The 26802-nt window shown below is 40.0% G+C and carries 19 protein-coding genes and 1 tRNA gene; 14 read left to right on the forward strand and 6 right to left on the reverse strand.

Features of this window, described 5'->3' with window-relative positions:
• Positions 1-195: 195 nt before the first annotated feature.
• The 4 genes from AAEZ18_RS00395 to AAEZ18_RS00410 all read left to right on the forward strand — a co-directional run bounded on the left by AAEZ18_RS00395 (position 196) and on the right by AAEZ18_RS00410 (position 5760).
• A complete protein-coding gene (locus AAEZ18_RS00395) occupies positions 196-3075 on the forward strand; it encodes a M16 family metallopeptidase (protein WP_086997831.1) in 2880 nt (959 codons plus the stop codon).
• A 138-nt stretch (positions 3076-3213) separates the two neighbouring features.
• On the forward strand, positions 3214-4137 hold the full coding sequence (locus AAEZ18_RS00400) for a diguanylate cyclase (protein WP_339683658.1): 924 nt from the start codon (positions 3214-3216) through the stop codon (positions 4135-4137).
• Positions 4138-4275: 138 nt separating this feature from the next.
• Positions 4276-5094, forward strand: a complete 819-nt coding sequence (cysE, locus tag AAEZ18_RS00405; protein ID WP_011327343.1) for a serine O-acetyltransferase — start codon at positions 4276-4278, stop codon at positions 5092-5094.
• 18 nt (positions 5095-5112) lie between these two features.
• Positions 5113-5760, forward strand: a complete 648-nt coding sequence (locus tag AAEZ18_RS00410; protein ID WP_350593928.1) for a hypothetical protein — start codon at positions 5113-5115, stop codon at positions 5758-5760.
• A 7-nt stretch (positions 5761-5767) separates the two neighbouring features.
• Here AAEZ18_RS00410 and xseA read toward each other — a convergent pair whose 3' ends face one another.
• Entirely contained in the window at positions 5768-7102 is a 1335-nt protein-coding gene (gene xseA, locus AAEZ18_RS00415; protein WP_193038664.1) for an exodeoxyribonuclease VII large subunit, read from the reverse strand.
• 136 nt (positions 7103-7238) lie between these two features.
• On the opposite strand from xseA, the gene guaB reads away from it, so the two are divergent.
• Positions 7239-8708: an IMP dehydrogenase gene (gene guaB / locus AAEZ18_RS00420; RefSeq protein ID WP_011327346.1), complete on the forward strand. Its 1470-nt coding sequence runs from the start codon at positions 7239-7241 to the stop codon at positions 8706-8708.
• 106 nt (positions 8709-8814) lie between these two features.
• The gene (guaA, locus tag AAEZ18_RS00425) at positions 8815-10392 is read left to right on the forward strand and encodes a glutamine-hydrolyzing GMP synthase (protein WP_011327347.1); all 1578 of its coding nucleotides are present in this window, start codon (positions 8815-8817) and stop codon (positions 10390-10392) included.
• An 85-nt stretch (positions 10393-10477) separates the two neighbouring features.
• Here the strand turns inward: guaA and AAEZ18_RS00430 are convergent, their stop codons facing one another.
• On the reverse strand, positions 10478-11908 hold the full coding sequence (locus tag AAEZ18_RS00430) for an MDR family MFS transporter (protein ID WP_011327348.1): 1431 nt from the start codon (positions 11906-11908) through the stop codon (positions 10478-10480).
• Positions 11909-11974: 66 nt separating this feature from the next.
• Positions 11975-12547, reverse strand: coding sequence for a TetR/AcrR family transcriptional regulator (locus tag AAEZ18_RS00435; protein ID WP_011327349.1), 573 nt, complete (start codon positions 12545-12547; stop codon positions 11975-11977).
• 804 nt (positions 12548-13351) lie between these two features.
• Here AAEZ18_RS00435 and AAEZ18_RS00440 point away from each other — a divergent pair.
• The 3 genes from AAEZ18_RS00440 (at position 13352) to rimI (ending at position 14268) form a co-directional block, all read left to right on the forward strand.
• Positions 13352-13428, forward strand: a tRNA-Trp gene (locus AAEZ18_RS00440).
• A gap of 65 nt (positions 13429-13493) precedes the next feature.
• Positions 13494-13814, forward strand: coding sequence for a hypothetical protein (locus tag AAEZ18_RS00445; protein WP_350593924.1), 321 nt, complete (start codon positions 13494-13496; stop codon positions 13812-13814).
• Entirely contained in the window at positions 13801-14268 is a 468-nt protein-coding gene (rimI, locus tag AAEZ18_RS00450) for a ribosomal protein S18-alanine N-acetyltransferase (protein WP_179808051.1), read from the forward strand. The genes AAEZ18_RS00445 and rimI overlap by 14 nt, the downstream gene beginning before the upstream one ends.
• 65 nt (positions 14269-14333) lie before the next feature.
• Here rimI and AAEZ18_RS00455 read toward each other — a convergent pair whose 3' ends face one another.
• Positions 14334-17000, reverse strand: coding sequence for an ATP-binding protein (locus tag AAEZ18_RS00455; protein ID WP_350593923.1), 2667 nt, complete (start codon positions 16998-17000; stop codon positions 14334-14336).
• Between the two features lie 366 nt (positions 17001-17366).
• Between AAEZ18_RS00455 and prfC the strand changes: the two genes are divergently transcribed.
• The 4 genes from prfC (at position 17367) to AAEZ18_RS00475 (ending at position 22493) form a co-directional block, all read left to right on the forward strand.
• Positions 17367-18956 (forward strand): peptide chain release factor 3, encoded by a 1590-nt coding sequence (gene prfC / locus AAEZ18_RS00460; RefSeq protein WP_011327353.1) that lies wholly within the window; start codon positions 17367-17369, stop codon positions 18954-18956.
• Positions 18957-19013: 57 nt separating this feature from the next.
• A complete protein-coding gene (gene argS / locus AAEZ18_RS00465; protein WP_350593922.1) occupies positions 19014-20756 on the forward strand; it encodes an arginine--tRNA ligase in 1743 nt (580 codons plus the stop codon).
• 309 nt (positions 20757-21065) lie between these two features.
• The gene (gene pdxH / locus AAEZ18_RS00470; protein ID WP_011327355.1) at positions 21066-21704 is read left to right on the forward strand and encodes a pyridoxamine 5'-phosphate oxidase; all 639 of its coding nucleotides are present in this window, start codon (positions 21066-21068) and stop codon (positions 21702-21704) included.
• A gap of 21 nt (positions 21705-21725) precedes the next feature.
• A complete protein-coding gene (locus AAEZ18_RS00475) occupies positions 21726-22493 on the forward strand; it encodes a TatD family hydrolase (protein WP_011327356.1) in 768 nt (255 codons plus the stop codon).
• On the opposite strand, the gene AAEZ18_RS00480 is transcribed toward AAEZ18_RS00475, so the two are convergent.
• A complete protein-coding gene (locus AAEZ18_RS00480) occupies positions 22460-23080 on the reverse strand; it encodes an AhpA/YtjB family protein (RefSeq protein ID WP_011327357.1) in 621 nt (206 codons plus the stop codon). The two genes, AAEZ18_RS00475 and AAEZ18_RS00480, sit on opposite strands and share 34 nt — an antisense overlap.
• 173 nt (positions 23081-23253) lie before the next feature.
• Between AAEZ18_RS00480 and serB the strand changes: the two genes are divergently transcribed.
• A complete protein-coding gene (serB, locus tag AAEZ18_RS00485) occupies positions 23254-24282 on the forward strand; it encodes a phosphoserine phosphatase SerB (RefSeq protein ID WP_011327358.1) in 1029 nt (342 codons plus the stop codon).
• Here serB and AAEZ18_RS00490 read toward each other — a convergent pair.
• The gene (locus AAEZ18_RS00490) at positions 24279-26756 is read right to left on the reverse strand and encodes a PilZ domain-containing protein (protein WP_350593920.1); all 2478 of its coding nucleotides are present in this window, start codon (positions 26754-26756) and stop codon (positions 24279-24281) included. The genes serB and AAEZ18_RS00490 overlap by 4 nt on opposite strands.
• Positions 26757-26802: the final 46 nt, after the last annotated feature.

A 26802-nucleotide genomic window follows, 5' to 3' on the forward strand; every position in this document is an offset into this window, starting at 1 on the left:
TGAAAGTTTTTCAATCGTAGTGAGGTTTATTCATACAAGCTCGTTACCAATTAGTAAATTTGATACAGTTGTTTACATAATAACAACGCTTTAGGCTCTTATTATTGGCGGCTTTGCGGCATAATCAGATGGTACTTTTTATTAAACTAGCTCAACGTTTAGCGATTAAAATTGATTGCTATAAAAGGAAAAACAATGAAATTTAAATTTTTAGCAACCAGTTTAGCGGTATCGCTGGCACTGTCGGGTTGCGCTATTGAACAAAATCAAACGAGCCAAGCAGTAACACAACAACAAACAAACACTACGGGCGAGGGCGTTTTTTCACAAGACTACTTACTAGAAGAGCTTGAAAATGGCTTGCGCGTTATGGTGGTTAAAACCGATTACCCTGATGTAGTCTCGTTGCAAATTCCTGTATCGGTAGGATCACGTAATGAAACGCAAGCGGGCAAAACGGGCTTTGCGCATTTTTTTGAACACATGATGTTTAAAGGCTCTGAAAAATTTCCTGAGGCTGTGTATTCAAGTATTTTAAAAAATTCTGGCGTTGATAACCGCGCTTACACCACCAACGATTACACTAACTATCATTTAAACTTTTCAAAGCAGCATCTTGATAAAGTACTTGAACTTGAAGCTGATATTTTTCAAAACTTAACCTATACCGAAGAGCAATTTAGAACCGAAGCGCAAACGGTAAAAGGCGAGTACTTAAAAAATAATGCCAGCCCAGTGCGTAAATTACTTAGCGCAGTACGCGAAGAGGCCTTTGAGCAACACACTTATAAACACACCACTATGGGCTTTTTTAAAGACATAGAAGCCATGCCTGATCAAATGGCTTATGGTAAAGAATTTTTTGCCAAATTTTATAAGCCCGAATATGTATCACTCGTAATTGTGGGTGATGTAGACCCAAAAGCCACTATGGCTATGGTTAAAAAACACTGGGGTGCGTGGAAAAAGGGTGACTATGTTGCCGACATTAAAGCAGAGCCAACACAGCAAGCGCCAAAATATAGTCATCAACAAAACCCAGGCTTACCAGGGCATTGGTTATTAGTATCGTATAAAGGCACTGCGTGGGAGCCGGCTAAAAAAGACAGAGCTGCGCTTGATTTACTCTCGCAGCTTTATTTTTCAAACAACTCAGATTTATACCAAGAGCTAGTGGTAGATAAACAAATTGCCAGCCAAATGTTTAGCTATAACCCAGAAACCAAAGATCCGGGTTTACTGCATGTATTTGTAAAAGTAGAAAAAGCAGACGATTTAGCCAAAGTACGCGATGCAATCAATCGTACCTACGCTCAAGCGCGTACTGAGTTAGTAGATAGCCAAAAACTCAGCGACTTAAAATCTAACCTTAAATACAGCTTTATAAATGGTTTAGATTCGTCGCAAGCAATTGCTGCAACCCTTGCAAGCTATATGCATTTTGAGCGTGACCCTAGGGTAATAAACCAGCTATATAAAACCTCAGATGAAATAACAGCTGAAGATATTAAAGCAATTGCTAACAAGTATTTTGTTGATAATGCACGCACTACCGTGACTATGTCGGCACTTGATAAAGCGCCAAATTTTGAGCAAGAGGTTGATTTAAACGCACTGGTTGCAAAACTGGAGCAAGCACCTCAGGCTGCTGCATTTAAAGTGCTAGATAAAACTAACAGCTCGCCATTAATCGACGTTAACTTTTTATTCAATACCGGGGCTGCTGCTGACCCGCAAGGTAAAAAAGGCCTTGGCGCATTAACTGCAGCTATGCTGGCGCAAGGTGGCTCACAATCAACAAGCTATAAAGATATTAAACAAGCACTTTATCCGCTGGCAGGTAGCTTTGGTTATCAAATAGATAAAGAAATGCTGTCGTTTCAAGGGCGTATTCATAAAGATAACGCTGCTAAGTGGTATGCATTAGTGAGCGATCAGTTACTTAATCCCGGTTTTAGAGAAGATGACTTTAAGCGCCTTAAAAAAGAGCTAATTGACGGTATTAAATCGGGCTTAAAAGCATCTAACGATGAAGAACTAGGTAAAGAAGTACTCTACAGCGCGCTTTACAAAGGCCATCCTTATGAAAGCTACAACTATGGTGATATTTCAGATTTAGAAGCACTTACGCTTGATGATGTTAAAACGTTTTATAACACAGAGCTTACGCAATCTAAGCTAACACTTGGCTTAATTGGTGCAGTACCGGAAAAACTAAAAGCTACTATGTTAGCTGATTTAGCAGGCCTGCCTAAAGGCGAGCAAAGCCGTTTAAGTATTCCTGATGCGCCTGAGCTTAAAGGCCATCATGCTACTATTGTTGAAAAGAGTGCGCAGTCGACAGCGGTATCGTTTGGTTTTCCAATTGATACAATAAGAAGTAGTGAGGATTGGACTGCACTGTGGTTAGTGCGTTCTTACTTTGGTGAGCACCGTAGTTCTAACAGCTTTTTATATGAGCGTATTCGTGAAACCCGTGGCATGAACTACGGCGATTACGCGTACATTGAATACTTTCCGCGTGGTATGTTTCAAACTAAGCCTGATGCAAACCTAGGGCGCTCTGAGCAAATATTTCAAGTGTGGTTACGCCCACTTCGCTCTAATAACGATGCGCATTTTGCGACTCGTACCGCCTTGTTTGAGCTTGATAAGCTAATTAAAAATGGCATGAGTGAAGACGACTTTGAAGCCACACGTAACTTTTTAATTAACTTTGTGCCGCAAATGGTGGCAAGCCAAAATCGCCAACTAGGTTATGCACTTGATAGCGAGTTTTACAATACCGACAGCTTTGTAAGTTACGTAACTAACAAACTTAAAACGCTAACAGTAAAGGATGTAAACCGCGTTATTAAAGATAATCTACAAACCGATAATATCCATTATGTATTTATTACCGGTGACGGCGCTGATATGCAAAAGCGTTTAGCGCCTGAGCAAACATCGCCAATGGTTTATAATACCGATAAACCAGCAGAGCTTGTTGCAGAAGATAAAGTGATTGCCGATTACAAATTAGCTATTCCGGCAAAAAATATTGCAGTAATAGCAGTAGATAAAGTATTTAAGTAAGTAATTAGTGCAACAATTAAAATTAACTTAGTAAAATACCCCGATATATTCGGGGTATTTTTTTAGTTAGTTAAAAACTGCTTTTTTGAGTTATTAATTACAGTAAATAAAGTGACATTAAATAGGTATGGAGGAGAGATGTTAGACGACAAAGTATTTTTACGATCGATATTAAATACCATACCTGATCACATTGTGGTGATTGATAAGGTTGGTGAAATTATTTATGAAAATATAAGTTGGCAATCTTTTGGCGTACAAAATAGCAGTAATTATATAGCTATGTCACAACAGTATAATTATTTACATGAATGCAAAAAGGCGGCTGAACAAGGCGATGAGTTTGGTGTCAGTGCTTTGAAGGGAATTACTGCTGTAATAAGCCATAAACAGGCTGATTTTTATTTAGAATATCCATGTCACAGCGATGATGAACAACGTTGGTTTATGATGAGGGTGATGCCATTTAGTCATAATAACAGTGAATACTATGTTATTAACCATAACAATATAACCGAGCGAAAACAGGCCGAAAATAAAGCTAAACAGTTGGCAAGACTTGATGGGTTGACGAAAATTGCTAACCGCAGGTATTTTGATAGCGTATTAAATAGTGAGTGGAGGCGCTGCGAGCGTTTGGCTCTGCCTTTATCAATTGCGATGATAGATGTAGATAATTTTAAACTGTTAAACGATACCTATGGCCATCAACAAGGTGATGTTTGCTTACAACAAATTGCTAACTTGTTAAAGCAATATAGCAAAAGGCCGAGCGACTTATGTGCACGTTTTGGAGGCGAAGAGTTTGTATTAATTTACGGCAATACAAACTCTTTACAAGCAACGGCCAACATAGATCGGATTGTTACGCAATTAAAGGCACTAAATATCGAAAATAAGCACTCATTACCAAGTAAAATAGTTACTGTAAGTGTGGGAATAGCGACGATAATACCAAGTAATAACAGCTGCGCTGAAGATTTACTTAATGAAGCAGATAAACTGCTTTATAAAGCAAAAACAGCCGGTAAAAATAGCGTGCGAGTGACAGATTTAAGCTAATGTGGGCTTTGCTGTACTACCTTATGCTCATTACGGTTATATCTAATAACCAGATAAAATAAAGAAGGAATTAACACCTTATCGGCTAAATCCGTTAAACTTAGCAAAAGGCTCTTTTTGATCAACAAAGGCAGTAATATGCGACATGAAATTTGGCAACAGCTTCGCAGCGAAGCAAATGAAGTAGTAAAACGCGAACCTCTTTTAGCGAGCCATGTTTATTCGTGTATTTTGAACCATGAATGTTTAGGGGCGGCGCTGAGTTTTATTGTTGCTAATAAATTGGCAGATGCGGTGGTGTCGGCATTTACTATTCGTGAGCTATTTGATCAGTCATTTGTAAGGTGTGAGCGTATGCTAACGCACGTTGCTCACGATATTAAAGCGGTAAAAGATCGTGACCCTGCAGCCGAAACTTACCTTACGGTAATATTAAATTTAAAAGGTTTCCATGCTATTCAGGCGCATCGTTTAGCTAATTGTTTGTGGACGCAAAACCGTAAAGAGTTGGCGCGCTTTATTCAAAGCCGTAGCTCAGAAGTATTTGGCGTTGATATTCATCCTGCTTGTAAAGTGGGTAAAGGAATAATGTTTGACCATGCAACCGGTATTGTTATTGGCGAAACGGCGGTAATTGAAGATAACGTATCAATACTGCAGTCGGTTACTTTAGGTGGCACGGGCAATGAACAAGGCGATCGTCATCCTAAAATTAGAGCCGGGGTACTTATTGGTGCTGGGGCTAAAATATTAGGCAATATTGAAGTGGGTGCGGGCGCGCGTATTGGCGCAGGCTCTGTTGTGCTAAGTAATGTACCGCCACACACGACTGCGGTAGGTGTACCGGCAAAAATTATTGGTCGCCCAGATTGCGAATGCCCTGCAAAAAGTATGAACCAAAACTTTTTAGCTAAACCTGAGCCTGAAAATGAATCGCATACTAGCTCTATGCTATAAAGTAATGAGCAATTTAAAATGCTAAACAAAAGTAACTTACTTGGCCTGTGCTGTTTTATTTTAGGCGTAGGATTAACCAGTGGTTACTTTTTGTTTTTACATTCTATGCCTATTCAAGCGCAACAAAGCCAGCCGTTTCCTTATAAAAGTATTGTTATAAAGCAAGCTAACGATGAGTCACTCAATAGTACTGACGAGCATGTTAACCCTGCCGATGGTAACTTTCAGGCTGAGAGTATTGCGCCATATACGCATAAAATTGCCACGCTTACCAATGAGCTTGAGCTTAAAAACAAACAACTTAAACGCGTTGAACAAGCGTTAAAATTAGCGCAACTAGATCAGCTTGATTTTGCTAAGCAGTTAGAAGAGAAGTTTATAGCTGAGGATGAAAATAGCCAGTGGAGCTACGAAGTAGAAACCGCGCTAACTGATTTTTTAATTACCAGCGATTTAAGTAATACCGCGCAACTAACTAGTTTAGAGTGCAAACAAACACTTTGTAAGTTTAGCCTAGTTGCCGATAAAACTAATCAGCAAGGGCATGTGCAGTGGCGCGAGCTGAACGATAAATTAGCGCTAATGCCATGGTGGCAGCAATTTAAGCTCACTTCGTCAAATTCAACCGATGAACAGATAGACTTTATAGTGAGCACTAAAGAGTAAGACGCTGCTAACTTAGTACTTGCGAGTGTAGCGTGCCGTCAACCAGTTCAGTAATTAAAGTATCTCCGACTTTTACATCCGCTACCGATTTAACCACCTTTTGCTTATCTGTTTTTGTAATACTATAGCCTCGCGCTAATACATTAAGTGGACTTACCGAATCTAGGCGACTTGCCTGCAGTGCTAAGCTGTTATTAGCTTGCTGTAATTGCTGCTGTATTGCTTGGTTAAGCCGAGTTTGTAATTGTGCGAGTTGGTGACTTGCTTGAGTGAGCTTTTTGTCGGGTGATTGGCGCATTAATCTAGGCGTTAAATTATTAAGGGTGCGCTCTTGTTGATATAAACTATTACGCATAGCTTGTTGTAGTGCAATGCTTAGTTCATCCAAGCGCTGCGCTTTTTGATTTAACTGATTACGCGGATGGCATAAATTTAACCTGTGCTGTAGTTGTAATGCTTGAGCGCGCTTTTCGCTCATATCGTGTTTAAACGCATTAGCAAGACGGTTAACTAGCTGAGTTACTTTATTATGTAACTCTTGCGTATTAGGGCTTACCAGCTCTGCCGCCGCAGAAGGCGTAGCTGCACGTACGTCGGCTACATAGTCGCTAATAGTGGTGTCGATTTCGTGGCCTACCGCGCTCACAATAGGCAGTTGGCTATTAAATATAGCGCGTGCAAGTTGCTCATGGTTAAAACACCATAAATCTTCTAAAGAGCCGCCACCACGCCCTAAAATAAGCACGTCTACTTCGCTGCGAATATTAGCCAACTCTATTTGTTTAATTAACTGCAGATGTGCGTCTTTACCTTGCACCATAGCAGGGTAAATAATAACTTCTAACTGCGGTGCGCGGCGTTTTAGTACGGTTAAAATATCTTTTATGGCCGCGCCAGTTGCAGAGGTTATTACCCCGATACGGTTAATGTTTTGCGGTAGAGGTTTTTTATAAACCGAGCTAAATAGCCCCTCAGCGGCTAAACGCATTTTTAGGGCGTCAAACTCTTGCTTAAGTTGTCCTTCGCCAGCAGGTTCCATATGTTCAACAATAAGTTGATAGTCGCCGCGTGGTTCATAAAGTGAAACGCGCGCTTTTACCGTTACCTGCGCACCGTTAATGGGTCGGTAACTTTGGTTACGATTATTGCCGCGCCACATGGCTGCTTTTATTTGTGCTTTATCGTCTTTTAACGAAAAATACCAATGCCCAGATGCCGGAGTAATAAAGTTCGAAATTTCGCCAGTTAGTACCAGCGAGGCAAAGCCTTGCTCGAGTAGGACACGTATTTCTCTATTAAGGCGTGACACGGTGTAAACCGTTTGCAAAGGCTTCGAAAACATAAAAAACTACCAAAAACTATTTATAACCCTAGTTTATCATAAATATTTACAAAATATGATTTACTAGTGCCAGCAACGCTGTTAAAATTTGGCCGCAATTCCTTATCTTAGATCCACCATGTGAGAAGTTGCCAAAATGCTTAGAATCGCTAAAGAAGCTCTTACCTTTGATGACGTACTTTTAGTACCTGGTCATTCTACTGTTTTGCCACATACGGCAAATATTTCAACTCGCTTAACGCGTGGAATCAAACTTAACTTGCCGCTTGTTTCAGCATCTATGGATACTGTTACCGAAGCTCGTTTAGCTATTGCCCTTGCGCAAGAAGGTGGTCTTGGTTTTATTCATAAAAACATGACTATTGCAGAACAAGCGAAAAACGTTCGTAAAGTTAAAACCTATGAAGCGGGTATTGTTACTTATCCTATTACAGTAACTGCCGATTTAACCATTGCAGATGCACTTGAGCTGTCGCAAGAAAAAGGTTTTTCGGGCTTTCCAGTAACCGATAGCGATAACAATCTTGTTGGTATTGTAACAGGGCGTGATATGCGCTTTGAAACTAAGCTTGAACAGCCTGTTTCTACTGTTATGACTAAAAAAGACAAGCTAGTTACTGTAAACGAAGGTGCTGCGCGCGAAGAGATTTTAGGCTTAATGCACGAACACCGCATTGAAAAAATTCTTGTGGTTGATGATGCGTTTAAACTAAAGGGCATGATCACCGTAAAAGATTACCAAAAAGCACAAGAAAAACCAGATGCCTGTAAAGACGACCAAGGTCGTTTGCGTGTAGGTGCTGCTGTGAGTGTTGGCGCAGGTACTGATGAGCGTATTGCTGCATTAGTAGAAGCAGGTATTGACGTATTACTTATCGATACTTCGCACGGCCATTCTCAAGGTGTTATTGACCGCGTTGCGAAAACCCGCAAAGAATACCCAGACTTACAAATTATTGCTGGTAACGTAGCAACAGCAGAAGGCGCTGTTGCGCTTGCAGACGCTGGAGCCGATGCGGTTAAAGTAGGAATAGGCCCAGGTTCTATTTGTACTACGCGTATTGTTACAGGTTGTGGTGTGCCACAAATTACGGCTATTTCAGATGCTGTTGATGGCTTAAAAGGCCGCGATATTCCGGTAATTGCCGATGGCGGTATTCGTTTTTCTGGCGATATTGTAAAAGCACTTGTTGCTGGTGCATCGTGTGTAATGGTGGGCTCTTTGCTTGCTGGTACTGAAGAAGCACCTGGCGAAGTAGAGCTTTACCAAGGCCGTTACTACAAATCATACCGTGGTATGGGCTCGTTAGGCGCGATGGATCAAAAAGAAGGTTCATCAGATCGTTACTTCCAAAAGTCAAACGAAGCCGACAAGTTAGTACCAGAAGGTATTGAAGGTCGCGTAGCGTACAAAGGTCCTATTGCAACTATTATCCATCAGCAAGTGGGCGGCCTGCGCAGCGCAATGGGCTTAACCGGTTGTGCCACTATTGAAGAGCTAAACACCAAACCACAGTTTGTACGTGTTACTTCAGCTGGTATGGGTGAGTCGCATGTACATGACGTGCAAATCACTAAAGAAGCACCTAACTACCGTTTAGGCTAATCAGCCGTAATTACATCAATTTATGGGCTAGTTTTACTAGCCCTTTTTAAATAGCTACTCACTATATCAGTAGCATTATTTAGCATCTGACTTTACGAGATACTCCATGAGCAAAGACATTCACGATTCACGAATTCTCATTTTAGACTTTGGTTCACAATACACTCAATTAATTGCCCGTCGTGTGCGCGAAATTGGTGTTTACTGTGAACTGTGGGCATGGGATGTGACCGAAGAGCAAATTCGCGAGTTCAACCCACAAGGTATTATTCTCTCTGGTGGCCCAGAGTCGACAACACTTGAAAACAGCCCACGCGCTCCTGAATATGTATTTAATGCTGGTGTGCCAGTACTAGGTATTTGCTACGGCATGCAAACTATGGCAGCTCAGCTTGGCGGCAGTGTACACAGCTCTGATAAAAAAGAGTTTGGTTACGCCCAAGTAGAAAAAGTGGGTAATTGTGCGTTGTTTGATGCGATAGAAGATCATATCACCGACGGCGGCAATGGCGTACTAGATGTATGGATGAGCCATGGCGATAAAGTAATGGATATTCCACAAAGCTTTAAAACCACAGCTAAAACATCTACGTGTCCGCATGCGGCAATGTCGAACGAAGAAAAACGCTTTTACGGCGTACAGTTTCATCCAGAAGTAACGCACACACATCAAGGGCAGCGTTTATTAGAGCGTTTTGCTATTGATATTTGTGGTTGTGAAAAATTATGGACTGCAGCAAAAATTATCGATAATGCCATTGAGCGCATTAAAGAAACAGTTGGCGATGACGAAGTTATTTTAGGTCTTTCGGGCGGTGTTGATTCATCGGTTGTGGCTATGCTTATTCACCGTGCAATTGGCGAAAAGCTAACTTGTGTATTTGTTGATAACGGCCTACTTCGTTTAAACGAAGGCCAGCAAGTTATGGACATGTTTGGTAATAAGTTTGGCCTAAACATTGTTAAAGTTGAAGCCGAAGAGCAATTTTTAAATGACCTTGCTGGTAAGTCAGACCCAGAAGATAAGCGTAAAGCCATTGGCCACACGTTTATTAATGTATTTGATGAGCAAGCTAAAAAGCTTAAAAATGCAAAATGGTTAGCGCAAGGTACAATTTACCCAGACGTAATTGAATCTGCGGCATCTGCCACCGGTAAAGCACACGTAATTAAATCGCACCACAATGTGGGCGGATTACCAGCAGACATGAAAATGGGCCTAGTTGAGCCGCTACGTGAGTTATTTAAAGATGAAGTACGTAAAATTGGCCTAGAGCTAGGTTTACCGTACGACATGCTTTACCGTCATCCTTTCCCTGGACCAGGTTTAGGTGTGCGTGTACTTGGCGAAATTAAAAAAGAATACTGTGATTTACTGCGTCGCGCCGATGCTATTTTCATCGAAGAGCTTCACAAAGCAGAGCTTTACCATAAAGTAAGCCAAGCGTTCACTGTGTTTTTACCGGTTAAATCGGTAGGGGTTATGGGTGATGCGCGTAAATACGATTGGGTTGTATCACTGCGCTGCGTGGAAACTATCGACTTTATGACCGCGCGCTGGTCACATTTACCATATGAATTTTTAGGTGTGGTTTCAAACCGTATCATTAATGAAATTGATGGTATTTCGCGTGTTGTTTACGATATTTCGGGTAAACCACCTGCAACTATTGAGTGGGAATAATCGCGCGTTAGCTACTAGCTAGTATTAGCAGTATATAAAAATAAAAGCCCATGATTTCATGGGCTTTTTTGTTGCTAATATTACTTTAAGTATTTTTAGATGACTTTATAAAGAACGACATAATTAACCCGCTAATCGCAAGTACAATTCCCAAAATAAACGCTGTTTGTACACCCGCTGTTAATGAGCTACTTACTGCAGAGGGCGCTGATGGATCAGCAACGTTTTCCAAAAAACTATTTTGAGAAGCCGACATGATTGTAATCGCCAAGGCGGTGCCAATTGAGCCAGATACTTGCAGTAAAGTGTTTATTAAAGCGGTCCCGTCAGCATATAGTTCTCTGGGGAGCTCATTTAAACCATTTGTTTGCGCAGGCATCATAATTAATGTTACGCCAATCATGAGAGATGAATGCAAAAAGATAACCATTGCAATAGAGGTTTCTGTGGTTACATTCGACAGATTCCATAGCGTAATAATCATAATAATAAAGCCAGGTGTAAGTAGCCACTTAGAGCCAAACTTATCAAATATACGCCCCGCGATCGGAGACAAAGCACCATTTATTATTCCACCAGGCATAAGCACAAGGCCAGCAGTAAGCGCAGTTAATCCAAGGCCAATTTGTAAATATAAAGGCAAAAGAATCATGGTTGATAAAATAATCATGAATGTGGCAGATACACTCAATAAACCTAAAGTATACTTTGGGTATTTTAAAGTACGTAAATCTAACATTGGTTTATCGAGTTTAAACTGTCTTAACGAAAATATAATAAGAGAGATTAGCGCAATTATAATGGTACTAATTACCAGTAAATTTCCCCATCCTTTTTCACCTGCAATACTAAATCCATATACAATGCCACCAAACCCGACAGTCGATAACAAAATTGACAGCACATCTATTTTAGGCTTACTCAAAACAGAAACGTTCTGCACATAAGCCAGCCCGTATACTAATGAAAAAACAAGAAACGGAATGAGTAACCAAAGAATCCAATTCCAGCTCAACAGCTCAATAATTAGCCCCGAAGTAGCTGGTCCAACAGCCGGTGCTGTCATCATAACAAGGCCAATTAACCCCATAATAGTGCCTCTTTTATGAACAGGGAAAATGATGAGGGCTGTATGGAACATTAAGGGAATTAATAAACCGGTTCCGATTGCCTGAATAATACGACCTAACAGCAAAACACTAAAAGAGGGGGCTATACCGGAAACTATCGCCCCAATAATCGAAAAAAGTAACGAAGCAACGAATAATTGCCGAGTACTAAACCATTGTATTAATAGTGCAGAAACGGGAATGAGGATCCCCATAGTCAGTAAGTAACCTGTTGTTATCCACTGCACGGTAGAGGAAACAACATCTAATTCACTCATTAAATTGCCAAGTGCCATATTTAAAGCCGTTTCGCTAAATAAGCCAATGAATCCGGCAATTAAAAAGGATATTAGAATAGGGACTGGTCTTATAACTGTTTTATCTTGTTCATATGCAATTGTAGACATTAAAACTCTCTTCGCTGATTAACTAAATTGACCTGTGTTGATTGATACTTTATTTACTTTTTAAATTTACTTTTTAATAAGCAATGAGGGAATTTGCTCTGCTATTGTTTCAAGCGGCTTGCCCGTTTTCATTGTTAAAGCTAAGAGAATACCGCCCTCAGTTAGCGCATGAAAAACAGTAGCTAAACTTGTGGACTGTTGCTCTGTGTAGCCTGCTTCAAGAAACTTTTCAGTATAAATAGATTGCCAACTTTTAAAGGTCGCTTCACACGCCAAGCGAATAGGTTCACTAGTGGAATGTTTTTCTCCAGCAATAGTGCCAATTGGAGAGCCAAGAGGGGTTCCGCCTTGTCCAAACACTCTGGATAATTCATAAACATAAGCTTGAAAAGCATCTATTGGATTGGATACACCCGCAAAGTTTTTTTGAATATCTTCCATAACAAGTCTTTTAGTATTGTTAATTGCAGCAGTCGCCAACTGCTCTTTGCCTTTTGGAAAGTAGTAATACAAGGAGCCCTTAGGTACGCCACTTTCTTCAATTATGTCATTTAGGCCCACTCCGCAATATCCGCGCACTCTAAATAAGCGTGATGCCGTCTCAATTAGAACGTCTTTCGGCTTTACTTTTTCACTCATAACTAAAACACCTCAAATTATAACGACTGGTCTATTATTTCAATGGTAAGGAGGAATCGACTCTGTGTCAATGCTATCGGCTTTACATTTTATTTTGTGTAACCGGTAATATTATCACCAGCATGGCTCTAAAAATGCGACAAAAGGCGATAGCCAAAGGGGGGCGGAATAGTAGTACGCTTTGTTCTTATCAATATGGTTTGAAGGTGATAATTTAGCTACAAGAGCAAGTTTAAAGGGAATAGCGAAGATTTAAGAGCATGCTAAAATTAGTAAGGCAGGGAGCTTGAGTTATTCAAATTGTAAAAACTATTTAAAAAGTATCTAAAAGCTGCCTAGAAACCATCAGCAAACTATCAGCAAACTATCAGCAAACTATCAGCAAATTATCAGCAAGCTATCAGCAAGCTATCAGCAAACTATCAGCAAATTATCAGCAAGCTATCAGCAAGCTATCAGCAAGCTATCAGCAAGCTATCAGCAAGCTATCAGCAAGCTATCAGTAAGTTATTAGCAAACTATCTAAATTAGTGCCTAGTTTTATTGAACCACAACAAATAGTAGTATCAGCACAGTGAGATAAAGTAAGCTACAGCACTTTATTGCTATTATATTTTTATTCACAAAACGTAAAAATAATTAATTTAGTGCTCGGCTATTAATATTTGCCTGAGTCTAAGTAATTAAAAAATGAAGAATTAGCCTGCTAATTCGTCGTTTTGTTTATTTAAAAGGCAATCAAACCAAAAAGATGATTTTTTTCTTTACCTTTGGCCAAAGGTCTCTATAATTCGTCGGTATTGCAGGGGCGTAGTTCCAATTGGTAGAACAGCGGTCTCCAAAACCGACGGTTGGGAGTTCGAATCTCTCCGCCCCTGCCATTTCTTCTTTACATCGAATTTATTACTTCTTATATTACCTTACTTACTAATTTCATCGAGTCGTTATGCATTCACGTTACGCAGCTGTTTTTGGTATAGAAAACCTCGAATTAAATCAGCATTATCAAACGGTTAATAACCACCCAATAAATAATAAAGCAACTGACACTAAAGCAGACAGCGTCGCGCCTGAGTCTATTTCGCTCACAAGCCAGTTATTTGCAGATATAAAGCGTGCCATAGCCCCCATTACCATCAATAGTGTAATACAAGGCACGGTACTGCAATTACATGGCGATCAGTTAGTTTTAACAAATTCACAGCTCAGTACTGCCGATAAACGTGCTTTATGGGCTTTAATGAGTGACCATCTTGATAAACTTTAAATCAGTAGACGCAACCGCTATACCGCAATTAATGGCTATAGAAACCGCATGCCACAGCCACCCGTGGACGTTAAATACCATGAGCTCATGTATTGGTGGGCGCTATTTTAATTTAGCAGCGTTTAACGGTGATACCATGGTAGGTTTTTATATTGGCGAAAAGGCCGGGCCCGACTTTACCTTGATGGATATTTGCGTTGCCCCAAGCGAGCAAGGAAAAGGCATTGCAAAACAGCTACTGAACCAGTTTATTGAATATGGTGAGCAGCAAAATGCTGAAAATTTATTTTTAGAAGTACGCGAATCAAATACCCCCGCAATAAAGCTCTACGAAAATGCAGGCTTTATAGAAATGTCAGTGCGTAAAAACTATTACCCAAGCGACAATCCTGCTAAAAACGGATTTGAAGACGCTATTTTAATGGGCATGGCACTGGGCTTAAACTTTCAATAATATTTTGTAGTGAAGAGTTTGCAGTGATAACTGTATAAAGAATATTGTTGCAGTAAGCCGATAACTTATACCGGCTTACTTTGCTCACTAATAACCTGCTCAATAGCGTTAATTAAGTTAGCTGTTAATTCGTTTAACGCGGCTTTGCTATCGCTTTTTAAATGATCTTCTAAACGCGCAGCACAGTGATAAATATCATCAAAGTTAAAACACCCAGCACTGCCTTTTATATTATGTGCTAATGCGCGTAATGCGACTAAGTTACCCGAAAATTGTAAGCTTTTTATTTCAGCTAAATAAGTTGGCAGGTTAGCGACGTAATTTGCATTTATTTGTTGGAATTTTTCACTTTTGAGTATGACGTCCCATTTATTTTGATTGTCTTTTTCAAGGTGTAGGTAACTTACTAATACGCTTTCTAGGGCATCTTTATCTATAGGTTTCGCCAGAGCCTTGTCGCATCCTGCAGTAATATATGTGTCTACGTCATGGTTCATTACATTCGCAGTGAGTGCGATTATAGGGCCGTCGTATGCTGCATGGCGTAATATTTTAGTCGCTTCTAGGCCACCCATTACTGGCATTTGCATATCCATAATAATTAACTGATAGTCGTTTACTAGCGCCATTTCTACCGCTTCAGCGCCATTGTTTGCTATGTCGGGCTCTAATCCCCAAGTTTGCAGCAGCAGCTTTATTAATAATTGATTATCGGGGTTATCTTCGGCCACTAAAATATGTGCATCAAAATTATTACTAGCGAAGGAAAGCAGCGGATCTTTTTCTGGAATGAGTTGATTGGATTGCTCTAAAAACAGGTTATCGGCTAATGGCGTTTGTAAATTACAGGCTATGGTTATAGTAAAGCAGCTACCTACATCTAATTCGCTTTTAACGGTTATATCACCGCCAAGACGTTGTGCTAAATTTTTTGAAATACATAGCCCAAGCCCGGTGCCGCCAAAGCGACGGGTTGTGGTAGCGTCTGCTTGCTCAAAAGGAGTAAATAAGCGCTTAATTTGACTTTCAACCATACCAATTCCGCTATCTTGTATTACAAACATCAGCTCTTGGCTTGCTAGGTAATGAACCGTTATAGATACATGGCCTTGCTCGGTAAACTTAACTGCATTGCTGGCAATGTTGATCAGTATTTGTTTTAAGCGGGTTTCGTCGCTGTTTATAGTGTGTGGTAACGGGAGTTGATAATTAATACTAAGCTTTAGCTTTTTTTGTTGTGCCAGCGGTTCAATAATTGACTCAATGTCGTGCATTAAGCGCACTACATTTAGTGGAGCTTGCTCTACAGCAATTTTTTCGGCTTCAATTTTAGACAAATCTAAAATGTTATTTATTAACTCTAGTAAATGCTTAGAGTTGCGTAAAATGGTGCTTAAATGCTGTTTGTTGTTGGTGATTTTATCGTTATGTAAAAGCTGTTCGGTAAAGCCCATTATTGCCGTGAGTGGGGTACGAATTTCGTGGCTCATATTAGCCAAAAAGCGACTTTTAAGTTGATTTGCTTGCTCTGCTTGGCCAATCGCAAGCTCTAACTGGCTGTTCATGGTTTCTAGCGCTTTGGTACGGCTTTCTACTTTGTCTTCGAGGTGATGTTTATATTCTTCTAACTGCTCTTGATAATGCCTAATTTGATTAACCATGTGATTAAAGTCGTTAAACAATATGCCTACTTCATCATCGGTGTGCGCGGGCAGTGAAACACCTAAATCGCCATCACCTACACGGTGGCTAGCTGCACCTAATAGCTCAATAGGATTAAGTAATAAATTACGCACTACAATAAAAATAAGTATTGGCAGCGTAATAACCGAAATAATAACAATTAAGCCGGTAATTAAGCTAATAGCCTTACCCGATTGATACAAAACGGCTTTAGGAATAGTCGATACATAATAACCACCGCTCATTTGCACCGCAAAAATCATCCGCTCTATTTTATCTATACTCGAAAGCTCTATGGTTGATAAAGAGCCAATGTCGGCTAAGTTATGTACTTGGTTGAGCTCAAATTCACTAATGTATTGGCCACGAATACTATAATCGGAACTAAATAAAATTTTCCCCTCGTTACTAACGAGTAAGTTAAGAGTGTTGTTGTAAGGGGCTTCTAAAATACTGGTATTAAGAATAGAAGGATCAATATGCAGTACTATAAAACCAAGCTGTTGTGGGCGCTTAAGATAGTAGTCAATGCTATAAATACGCTGAATAAAATACAAGCTGGTGGTGCCATCTGCTTTTTGCATCATAAACTGCTGTTGGCTTAAATTACTTTGCTGTACTTTGTCAAAAAAAGGATACGATTTTGGTGCTATGCTTAAATTACTTGAGTAGTAGGCATCGCTTTTGCCGTTTACCGACATTAAGTTAATGCTAATAATATCGGGATAGGCCTCGCTATAACTGGCAAACACATCCATTAACGCACCCAAGCGATAGGTGTAGCCACCATCGGCATGTAAATCGTTAGCTAAAAAATCGTTCAATACGGGTGAGGTGGATAATAGCTTAGCAGTGGATTGAAATGAGTCAATATAGTTAAATACTTTTTGTTGTTGTTGTTCAACAAACCGGCTCATAATTAAATCAGCTTGTTTTTGTGTTGAGTTGGTTACATTAGTTAGCGTAAAACCACCTAAAAATAACAGCGGAAGTATAACTAACGGCGTTATATACCATAATAACCTAATGCTTAACTTACTGGTTTTCATTACCAAACAACACATCCTCCATGTAATGTTAGTAATAATATGTTTTACAGCTATATTACTCAAGCTTAGCGTTTGTTTATTGTGCTGGTAATATTTATAACTAAGCACAATCTAGGACAATAATTGAGTAAATACGCGCTCTGGGAGAGTTAATAAAAAAAGAATCAGTTAATAACTAAGCATTGATTGTTTATAGAGTGAAGATCAGCGAAAATAGTCTTCAATTACGATTAACATAACGGATCGCGTGTGAGGAGCCAAATTGGGTTCTTCCTAGGGTGTGTTGAGCTTTCGGGGTTGAGCAATATTAGCTCTGAAACGTCAGCATACATAAATGTCCGTATTCAAACTAAAAGAACTTTTTTAATGGCAGAGCAAAATCTCCTCAGTGAAATTAATAAACGACGTACCTTCGCGATTATTTCGCATCCAGATGCGGGTAAAACCACCATCACCGAAAAAGTACTCTTATTCGGACAAGCTATCCAAAAAGCCGGTACAGTAAAAGGCCGTGGCTCTAACCAGCATGCTAAATCTGACTGGATGGACATGGAAAAAGAGCGTGGTATTTCTGTTACTACCTCAGTAATGCAGTTTCCGTATAAAAACGCCTTGGTTAACCTGCTCGACACACCTGGACACGAAGACTTCTCAGAAGATACGTACCGTACCCTAACAGCAGTCGATTCGTGCTTAATGGTTATTGATGCGGCCAAAGGTGTAGAAGACCGTACGCGTAAATTAATGGAAGTAACACGCCTGCGTACTACGCCAATTGTTACTTTTATGAATAAATGTGACCGTGATATACGCGACCCAATGGAGCTGCTTGACGAAGTTGAAACCGAGCTTAAAATAGCGTGTGCGCCAATTACTTGGCCAATTGGTAGCGGTAAAGGCTTTAAAGGTGTTTATCATATTCATAACGATGAAGCGGTTTTATATAAAACTGGCCAAGGTCATAAAATTCAAGACGTGCGCACCATTAAAGGGATAGATAACCCAGAACTGGTTGATGCTATTGGTGACGATCTTGCCGCGCAATTACGCGATGAGCTAGAGCTGGTTATTGGCGCATCAAATGAATTTGATTTAGAGCTGTTTTTAGCCGGCGAACTATCGCCAGTTTATTTTGGTACAGCACTAGGTAACTTTGGTGTTGACCATGTACTTGACGGCTTAACTAAATGGGCGCCAACGCCATTGCCACGTGAAACAGAAGACCGCCAAGTAGTTGCCACTGAAGAGAACTTTACTGGCTTTGTATTTAAAATTCAGGCCAATATGGACCCGAAACACCGCGACCGAATTGCCTTTATGCGCATAGTGTCGGGTAAATACAGCCAAGGCATGAAAATGAATCATGTGCGAATTGGCAAACAAGTAAGTATTTCTGATGCGGTTACGTTTATGGCTGGCGATCGTGAGCGCGCAGGTGATGCATTCGCTGGCGACATTATTGGTTTACATAACCACGGTACGATTCAAATAGGTGATACTTTTACCCAAGGTGAAAAGCTTAAGTTTAGTGGTATTCCTAACTTTGCACCGGAATTATTCCGCCGTATTCGTTTACGTGATCCGCTTAAGCAAAAGCAGTTATTAAAAGGCTTAGTACAACTTTCAGAAGAGGGTGCTGTACAGGTATTTAGACCGCTAATAAACAACGATTTAATTGTAGGCGCAGTAGGTGTACTTCAGTTTGATGTGGTTGTAGCGCGCTTAAAAGCAGAATATAACGTAGATGCAATTTACGAAGGGGTTAACGTAAATACAGCCCGCTGGGTAAGTAGCGACGACGTTAAAAAGTTTGAAGACTTTAAGCGTAAATGTGAAAGCAACCTAGCCTTAGATGGCGGCGATAATTTAACTTACATAGCGCCAAGCCGTGTAAACCTTAATTTATCAGTAGAGCGCTACCCAGAAGTCACCTTTAGCCATACACGCGAAAACTAAAGCCAGCTTAGTAAAATTTTAAAAGCCTGCTTTGGCGGGCTTATTAAGGTAAAAAATATGAACATTCGTACTATTTTAGTAGAAAAAGCCATTGCCGCTATGAAAGCTGTAGGCTTACCAGCAGATACTAACCCAGCAGTTACACAAAGTACTCGTCCACAATTTGGTGACTACCAAATTAATGCTGCCATGGGCGCGGCTAAAAAAATGAAAAGCAACCCACGAGAGCTTGCGCAAAAAATTATTGATAACCTAGATGTAAGCGATATTGCCGAAAAAACTGAAATTGCCGGCCCAGGGTTTATAAATATTCATTTAAAGCCTGAATTTTTAGCACAAAGCGTTAAAGCGGCGAACAGTGATGCAAAATTAGCGGTTAATGAACACGCTAATCCACAAAAAGTGGTTGTTGATTACTCATCGCCAAACCTTGCTAAAGAAATGCACGTAGGCCATTTACGCTCAACCATTATTGGTGATGCGATTGTGCGTGCGCTTGAATTTAGAGGCGACAGCGTTGTGCGTCAAAATCACATGGGTGATTGGGGCACACAATTTGGTATGTTGATTGCGCATTTAGAAGATCAAATTAGCCAAGGCGTAGATTTAGATACAGTAGCACTTGCCGATTTAGAAACCTTTTACCGCGACGCTAAAAAACGTTTTGACGATGAAGAAGGCTTTGCCGACAAAGCACGTAATTATGTAGTTAAATTACAAGGCGGCGACGCGCATTGTGAAAAACTGTGGAAGCTTTTTATTGCCACTTCAGTTAAGCACTCTGAAGAAGTATATAAGCGCTTAAATGTAACGCTTACACAAGCTGATATTATGGCTGAAAGCGCATACAACGCTGAGCTAAATGACATTATTAGTTTATTAAAAGATAAAAATATTGCCGTGGAGTCGCAAGGCGCACAGGTTGTATTTTTAGATGAACTAGCAAACAAAGATGGCGAACCATCGGCATTTATTGTACAAAAATCGGGTGGCGGCTTTTTATATGCAACTACAGATTTAGCCGCATGTGATTACCGCTCAAATAAGTTGGGTGCCGATCGTATCTTAATTTTTGTTGATGCGCGCCAAAGCCTGCACTTTAACCAAGTAGAGCTTACAGCACGTAAAGCTGGTTTTTTACGCGATGAAACTAGCTATGAGTTTTGCCCGTTTGGCACCATGATGGGCGCCGACAACAAACCATTTAAAACCCGTACCGGTGGCACAGTTAAACTTGCCGATTTACTCGAAGAGTCGATTAATCGCGCAGCAATAAAATTAGCCGAGCGTGAATCTGATCTATCAGAGCAAGAGCGCAGCGAAATTGCCCGCAAAGTAGGTATTGGCGCAGTTAAATATGCCGACCTTTCTAAGCACCGCACCAGTGATTATATTTTTAACTGGGACAGCATGCTAAGCTTTGAAGGCGCAACAGCACCTTACTTACAATATGCCTATACGCGTATACGCAGTATTTTTCGTAAATCAGGCGTTGATGCAGCTACACTAAATTCAAACGTTACTATCGTAGAGCCGCAAGAAAAAGCGCTAGCGCTTAAGTTGCTGCAGCTTGAAGAAGTACTTGATTTAATGATCAGCGAAGCCACACCACACGTACTATGTGGTTACTTATATGAGCTAGCAAGCTTATATATGACGTTCTACGAAGCCTGCCCAGTACTTAAAGAAGGCGTAGAGCCAAACGTACGTGATAGCCGTTTAGTGTTATGTAATTTGGTTTCTAAAACATTAGAAACGGGATTGGACTTACTTGGCATTGAAGTCATGGAGCAAATGTAATCACCTTCTGCTGCGTGTAGTTCGCTTTAGCAGCGTTGGTAAAACTATTTAGCCTAAGTCACATACAAACCGTATGTTCCTTGGCATAAATAGTTTTACCGCCTTGCTAGCACTCCTACACTTGCAGATGTAACGCTTTACATTGACACCGTAGGTTGGGTTGAGTGAAACGAAACCCAACGATACACCTGAGACTCTGTGTTTATTGCTATCGAATATACCTAAAGCTTGATGTTTGTTGTTACTAGCATCACTATTTAAGCTCGTTACTCTAAGCTCTTTTCTAACGCTTTATTTAAAGGATTTATTATGAAACTCGAAGATATCCGTCGTGAATACCTGCAAAACGCGTTAAGCGAAGATAACTTGCTTGATGATCCGTTTAAACAGTTTGAAACCTGGCTTGAGCACGCTGTAGCAAGTAATTTACCTGATCCAACCGCTATGGTAGTGGCGACAGTTGATGATACCGGGCAGCCTTCGCAGCGCATTGTATTGCTTAAGCATTTAGATAATGATGGTTTTGTGTTTTTTACTAATACAGGTTCGCGCAAAGCGCAGGAGCTTAAAGGTAATAATAAAATATCGCTGCACTTTCCTTGGCACCCTATGGAACGCCAAGTAATTGTGTATGGCGAGGCTAAACCTTTACCTACTTCTGCGGTGGCTAAGTACTTTTTATCTCGCCCTAAAGAAAGCCAGCTAGCAGCGTGGGCATCAGCACAAAGTCGCCCAGTTTCATCGCGTAAAGTGTTGATGGAAACCTTTGCCAATATGAAAAACAAGTTTGCTAAAGGTGAAATTCCTTTACCTGACTTTTGGGGTGGCTATTGTGTTGTACCGCAAAAAATTGAGTTTTGGCAAGGTGGGGCACACCGCCTGCACGACCGCTTTATGTATCAGCGCCAAGCAGACAACAGCTGGCAAATTACACGCTTAAACCCTTAATAAATCGATGAGTAAGTAACAATGCAATTTATTGACTCTCATTGCCACCTCGACTTTACAGAGTTTGACTCAAACCGCGAGTCACTCATTAGCGAGTGTGTAGCAAAGGGAGTTGAGCAGTTTGTGGTGCCCGGTATTAGTTTGGCCCAATCGCGTGCATTACTTGAATTTAAAATTAACTTTGCAGGCGTAAAAATAGCTGCAGGACTGCATCCTTACTTTTTAAATCAGCATCAAGAGTCCCATATAGAGCTGCTATTTACATTTGCTACGGCCAATAAAAACCAGCTGGTGGCAATTGGCGAATGCGGTCTAGATCGAAGTATTGAAAACCTCTCCAAACAAACCTTTTTATTTGAACAACAAATAGCACTGGCTAATCAGCTAGGGTTACCGTTAATTGTGCATCATAGGCAAAGCCATGATTTAATAGCGCAGTCGTTTAAGCGTTGTAAGCCTAAGTATGGAGGGGTAATTCATGCGTTTTCGGGATCACTTCAACAAGCTCAATATTATATTAAGCAAGGTTTTAAGCTCGGTGTAGGCGGTGTTATTAGCTACCCGCGAGCGGTTAAAACGCGCGATGTAATTGCCAATATAAATACATCGCACCTAGTGCTTGAAACCGACTCGCCATCAATGCCGCTATGTGGTTATCAAGGGGAGATCAATACGCCGCTGCAAATAGTGCGGGTATTTGATGTATTGTGTGAATTAAAGCCCAAACAACACAAAGAGCAACTAGCTACAGAGCTTTACGACTCATGCTGTGATGTTTTTTGTATATAACGATTAACCTGCCATATTTTTAAGCCACGGCCAAATTGCCAAGTAAAAATACATGCAATTACCAACATTAATAATACTTGGCGACCTAAGTCATGAAAATGATTGTGGCTAGATGTAACTGCCGCACGGGTTAAATAAGTAATAGATACAAAACCAACAGGTCTGTCGTCGTCACTTACCACGGGCTCTATAAACGGTGTTTTAAGTTTACTAACACCAGGAGTTGATTCAGATAGCTGGCCGCTAACATGCAGCGATTGCCAATTATCGCTACTGGCTATAAGCATGCCTTGCTGGTCGTAAATTGTAGCTGAAAGTACAAATTCATCTTTGCTTATGTTGTTACATAATGCATTAAGTTGCGGCTTGTTTTTTTCAATTAACGGGGTTTTAGCATTTAATGCCATAAATTTGGTGAGCGATTTTGCCGTACTATCGGCACTGTCATAAAGTAATTGATGGCTTTGAAAACTACTATTAATGCCCACCCAGCTCAGTAATATTAAGCAGGCAGTAGCAAGCAATAAACGCACTAAGCGTTTTTTTTGTGAGGCAGTGATAGGGTTTTTAAGATGGTTATTTTTCATAGTCACCGTATATACTACTGACAGCATTTTGATTTGATGTTACAAATGCTATACCCAAGTTGTTTGGGTATACTATAACCTTAAACCCCACCTGATGGCGAATTTAGCGCAAGTAATATATTTAACATTTTGTAAGTAGCTATCAGGATAACAAAAAAATTCACGGAGAATCCATGTCGCAAACGAACATGGCACAGCCTGGTGCTGAGCAACCATTAACGCAGTTAGTATTAAATAAATGGTTTAGCTATCAGGATGAGGTGTTTTTACCGTTAAAAAACCTACCTAATAAACACCAAGGTTTATTTAGTATTGCCTTTGCTGGCAATTTTAGTATTACCCATATTAAAGCCATAATAGATTTTTTTGCGAAGCATAATCAAACCGTTACAGGGCTTTGCCAGTATCAGCCCGACTTAAGTTTACCAGCGGCACTGTGTTTTTATATTAAGCAAGCAGAGCTGCCGATTAACCCGCTAGTATTACAACAATTTTCCAGCACACTTGATTTTCAGCTAGTGCAAATAGCTTGCCCACCCAACTTGTATGAGCCAGGTTTATTGGTAATGGATATGGATTCAACCGCTATTACTATTGAGTGCATAGATGAAATTGCACGCTTAGCTAACGTATACGATGAGGTTGCTTCGGTAACAGCACTGGCAATGGCTGGTAAGCTTGATTTTAGTGAAAGCCTAAATCAGCGCGTCGCTAAACTTACCGGAATTGAAAAAAGCTTAATAGATGAGTTAAAAAATAATTTACCTTTAATGCCGGGTATTAAAATGCTTTGCCAAATACTTAAACAGCATCAGTGGCACTTAGCCATTGCGTCGGGTGGTTTCGTACCCTTTGCAGAGCAAGTACAAGCGTTAATCAATTTAGATGAAGTACACGCTAATGTGCTTGAATTTAAAGATAATAAGCTCACAGGTAAAGTATTAGGCACAATTGTAGATGCACAGCAAAAAGCCGTTATTTTAGAGTCATTACAGCAACAGCTGGGATTAATAAAGTCGCAAACAGTGGCGATTGGCGATGGGGCTAACGATTTAAAAATGATGGCAACAGCAGGGCTAGGTGTAGCAGTACATGGTAAAGCAAAAGTGGTTGAGCAAGCCCAAGCAGCTATTTGCCAAGGCTCGTTATTACAATTACTGTATATGCTAGCTATACCATTAAATAGTGAGGCTACTGTTTAACGCAGGCGGTTTAGCCAAAGCAGTTTGCGGCGACCCATTTGGTCAACTTGTTGCTGTTCAAGTTTTAAATGGCTTAAGGCTTCTTCGGTGATATCGACAATATCACCGACACCCGCTACAGACCACAATGCCTCTTCTAATTCCCTTGCTTTATGCAGCGCATATTGACTCACATATTTTAGTTCGTTAGATAAATAATCGGTATCTGGGCGTCCAGTACGTGATATATACAAGCGCATAACAAAAATAAGATTCGACTTTAAGCCTTTGCTTATTTGTTCCTGAAAATCATTATAATCCTCACCTGCTATGCAATAACTGGTAATAGACTCTGAAATACTGCCCTTACGGGGATCAAAATTAATCACAAGTGTAAAGGCGCTTGGCGGATCTTGGCGGCTAAGATCTTTTATCTGTGGGGTGATCACATTAACGATTTGCTCATCAGTAATAATGCTCGATAAATCGGTTTTATTACCCAACAAACCAAAGTTTTGTAAAAGCACATGTAGTGGGCTAGGGTATAAGCCAAAGCCAATTGCACCTGCTTTAAAGTGCGCTCCTTCTTTATGTAAATAAAGTGGGAACTGGCAAACGCTTTTAGTTACCATATTTCTAAGTGCTGTAGAGAGCCCAGGCACTTTAGGCGCTTCTTCTGACACTTTTAGTTTATCTTTATTACTGTTAATTAACTGCGTAAAAAACAGCACTCCAGCATGGGGTAAGTCGGCAACTCGGCTGGCTTTTAAATTAATAATAGTGAACGACTTATTTACAGCCATCACTTCGTACTTTAGCTCACTAAGCTGATATGTTTTGGTTATTTTTTGTAAGTCAGGAAACGAGAGTAAAACAATGTCGCCTTTTTTTAAGCTTACTGGTTGTTTGCATTCAAGCTGCAAGCCCATAACCGAAAAGTCGCGAGTAAGGCCATGTACTACCTCATCGTTTACGTTAATCGACACATTCGTTTTATATAAGTAGCGCTTATCAGAGCGAAGATTTACATACTCTAAAGGTACAATATCTAAATAAGGCGCAGACTTACTTTTGCTATGGCCAAAATTCTTCAATTGATTAATCAAAGCTTTATCGTAATTTAATTGCTGATAGTGTTGCTGTTCAGTTTTATTACCAATAGCAGTTAGTACCACCATATATTTTACATTTTTCACTAACCCTTCTACCCGAGGAGAAGGCGGCTTATTGAGCTTTTCAATATTTTTACTTACAGTGTTCGGTAACGATAAAGGAATAAATGAGTCATCTGGATGGCTTGGCATAATTTGTATTTTAAAGCACTGCCAAGTGTCTTTTTGACTGCCAAAACTTAAAAATAAGTTTTTTAGCTGAGGGTTTTGTTCAAGCTCATTACGTGTTGCAGAATAATAATAAATTTTGCCCGCTGAAATATGAGTAAAAGTATATAAATAATCTTCTTTAACTGGAGCCTGTTTTAAAAGTAATGCATTAATGCGTTGCTCATTAAGCACACTGTATAAACAAGGGTTTTGGCGTTCATCGGTAAAGTAACGTTGAATAAAAATGTTGTTTTCGGTGGTTAGACTTAAGCTAGGATAAAGTACATTGTCTTTTTTACTTAAAAACACATATAAAGAGGTGACGCGTGGAATATAGTATTGCTCGTAACCCTTAGAAACCACAGCATCGAGCGTATTATCAAGGTTTACTTTATAGCGACGTTTATTACCGTGGATAAAGCTTTCTAAAAAATTATCAAACGCTTCATTATTTTCAATAAAGGTGCGTTTTAAACGAATATGATTAAACTCTTTAGAAATATTTTCTACGGCGACAACCTCATACTGAATGCCATTTTTTAAACCTAGCTCAAAGTCTTGCTCTAAACCTACCAAACGCAAGGCGATTAAATGTCCTTTTTTTAGTACATAACGAGTGGCTAGCTTTATTTTACAACCACTGAGGGATATATCGGAAGTGCTAGCAGCAATACTTTTTTTGTCGTTGTATTCAACCGTTACTTTAATTGAATAGTTCATTCGCTCTTCAGAGCGGCTTTCATAAGAGGCAAACTTTATAACATTTGTATTAAGGGAGTCATCAATGGCTTGCTCTGCAATTTTTTCTGTGGTTTTGCGTTGTAACACCCGATGATTATTTTCGGTGTTCATCACTGCCTCATAAACGGCAAGGGTATAACCACCGTGTTGTTTTAGCGCAGCTTCAAATACTTCAATCGCTGTTTCATCCATGAAATGTTGCTTGCCATTGTGATCATAAGGCTTTACCTGCCCAGTCACTAAACCACGTAAGTCAATAAAGCGCGCTATCGGCTGAGATAAGCGTGTCATTTCCATTTTCATTAAAAATTGTTCAGGCTTTGTAAGCCCAGCTATTTTAGACTTAAAAATTAAATCAAATTTAGGATTGCCTAAATAATGTTTTAATTCAGATATAAGATCTTCGTGCTTGAGCAGTATGTCTTCAGCCATTTATAAAACCATCACCGTCTAATTAAAAAAGTAGGTATACTATTAA

Origin of the sequence: Pseudoalteromonas sp. 19-MNA-CIBAN-0066, assembly GCF_040308705.1 — a bacterium.
Lineage (GTDB): Bacteria > Pseudomonadota > Gammaproteobacteria > Enterobacterales > Alteromonadaceae > Pseudoalteromonas > Pseudoalteromonas nigrifaciens.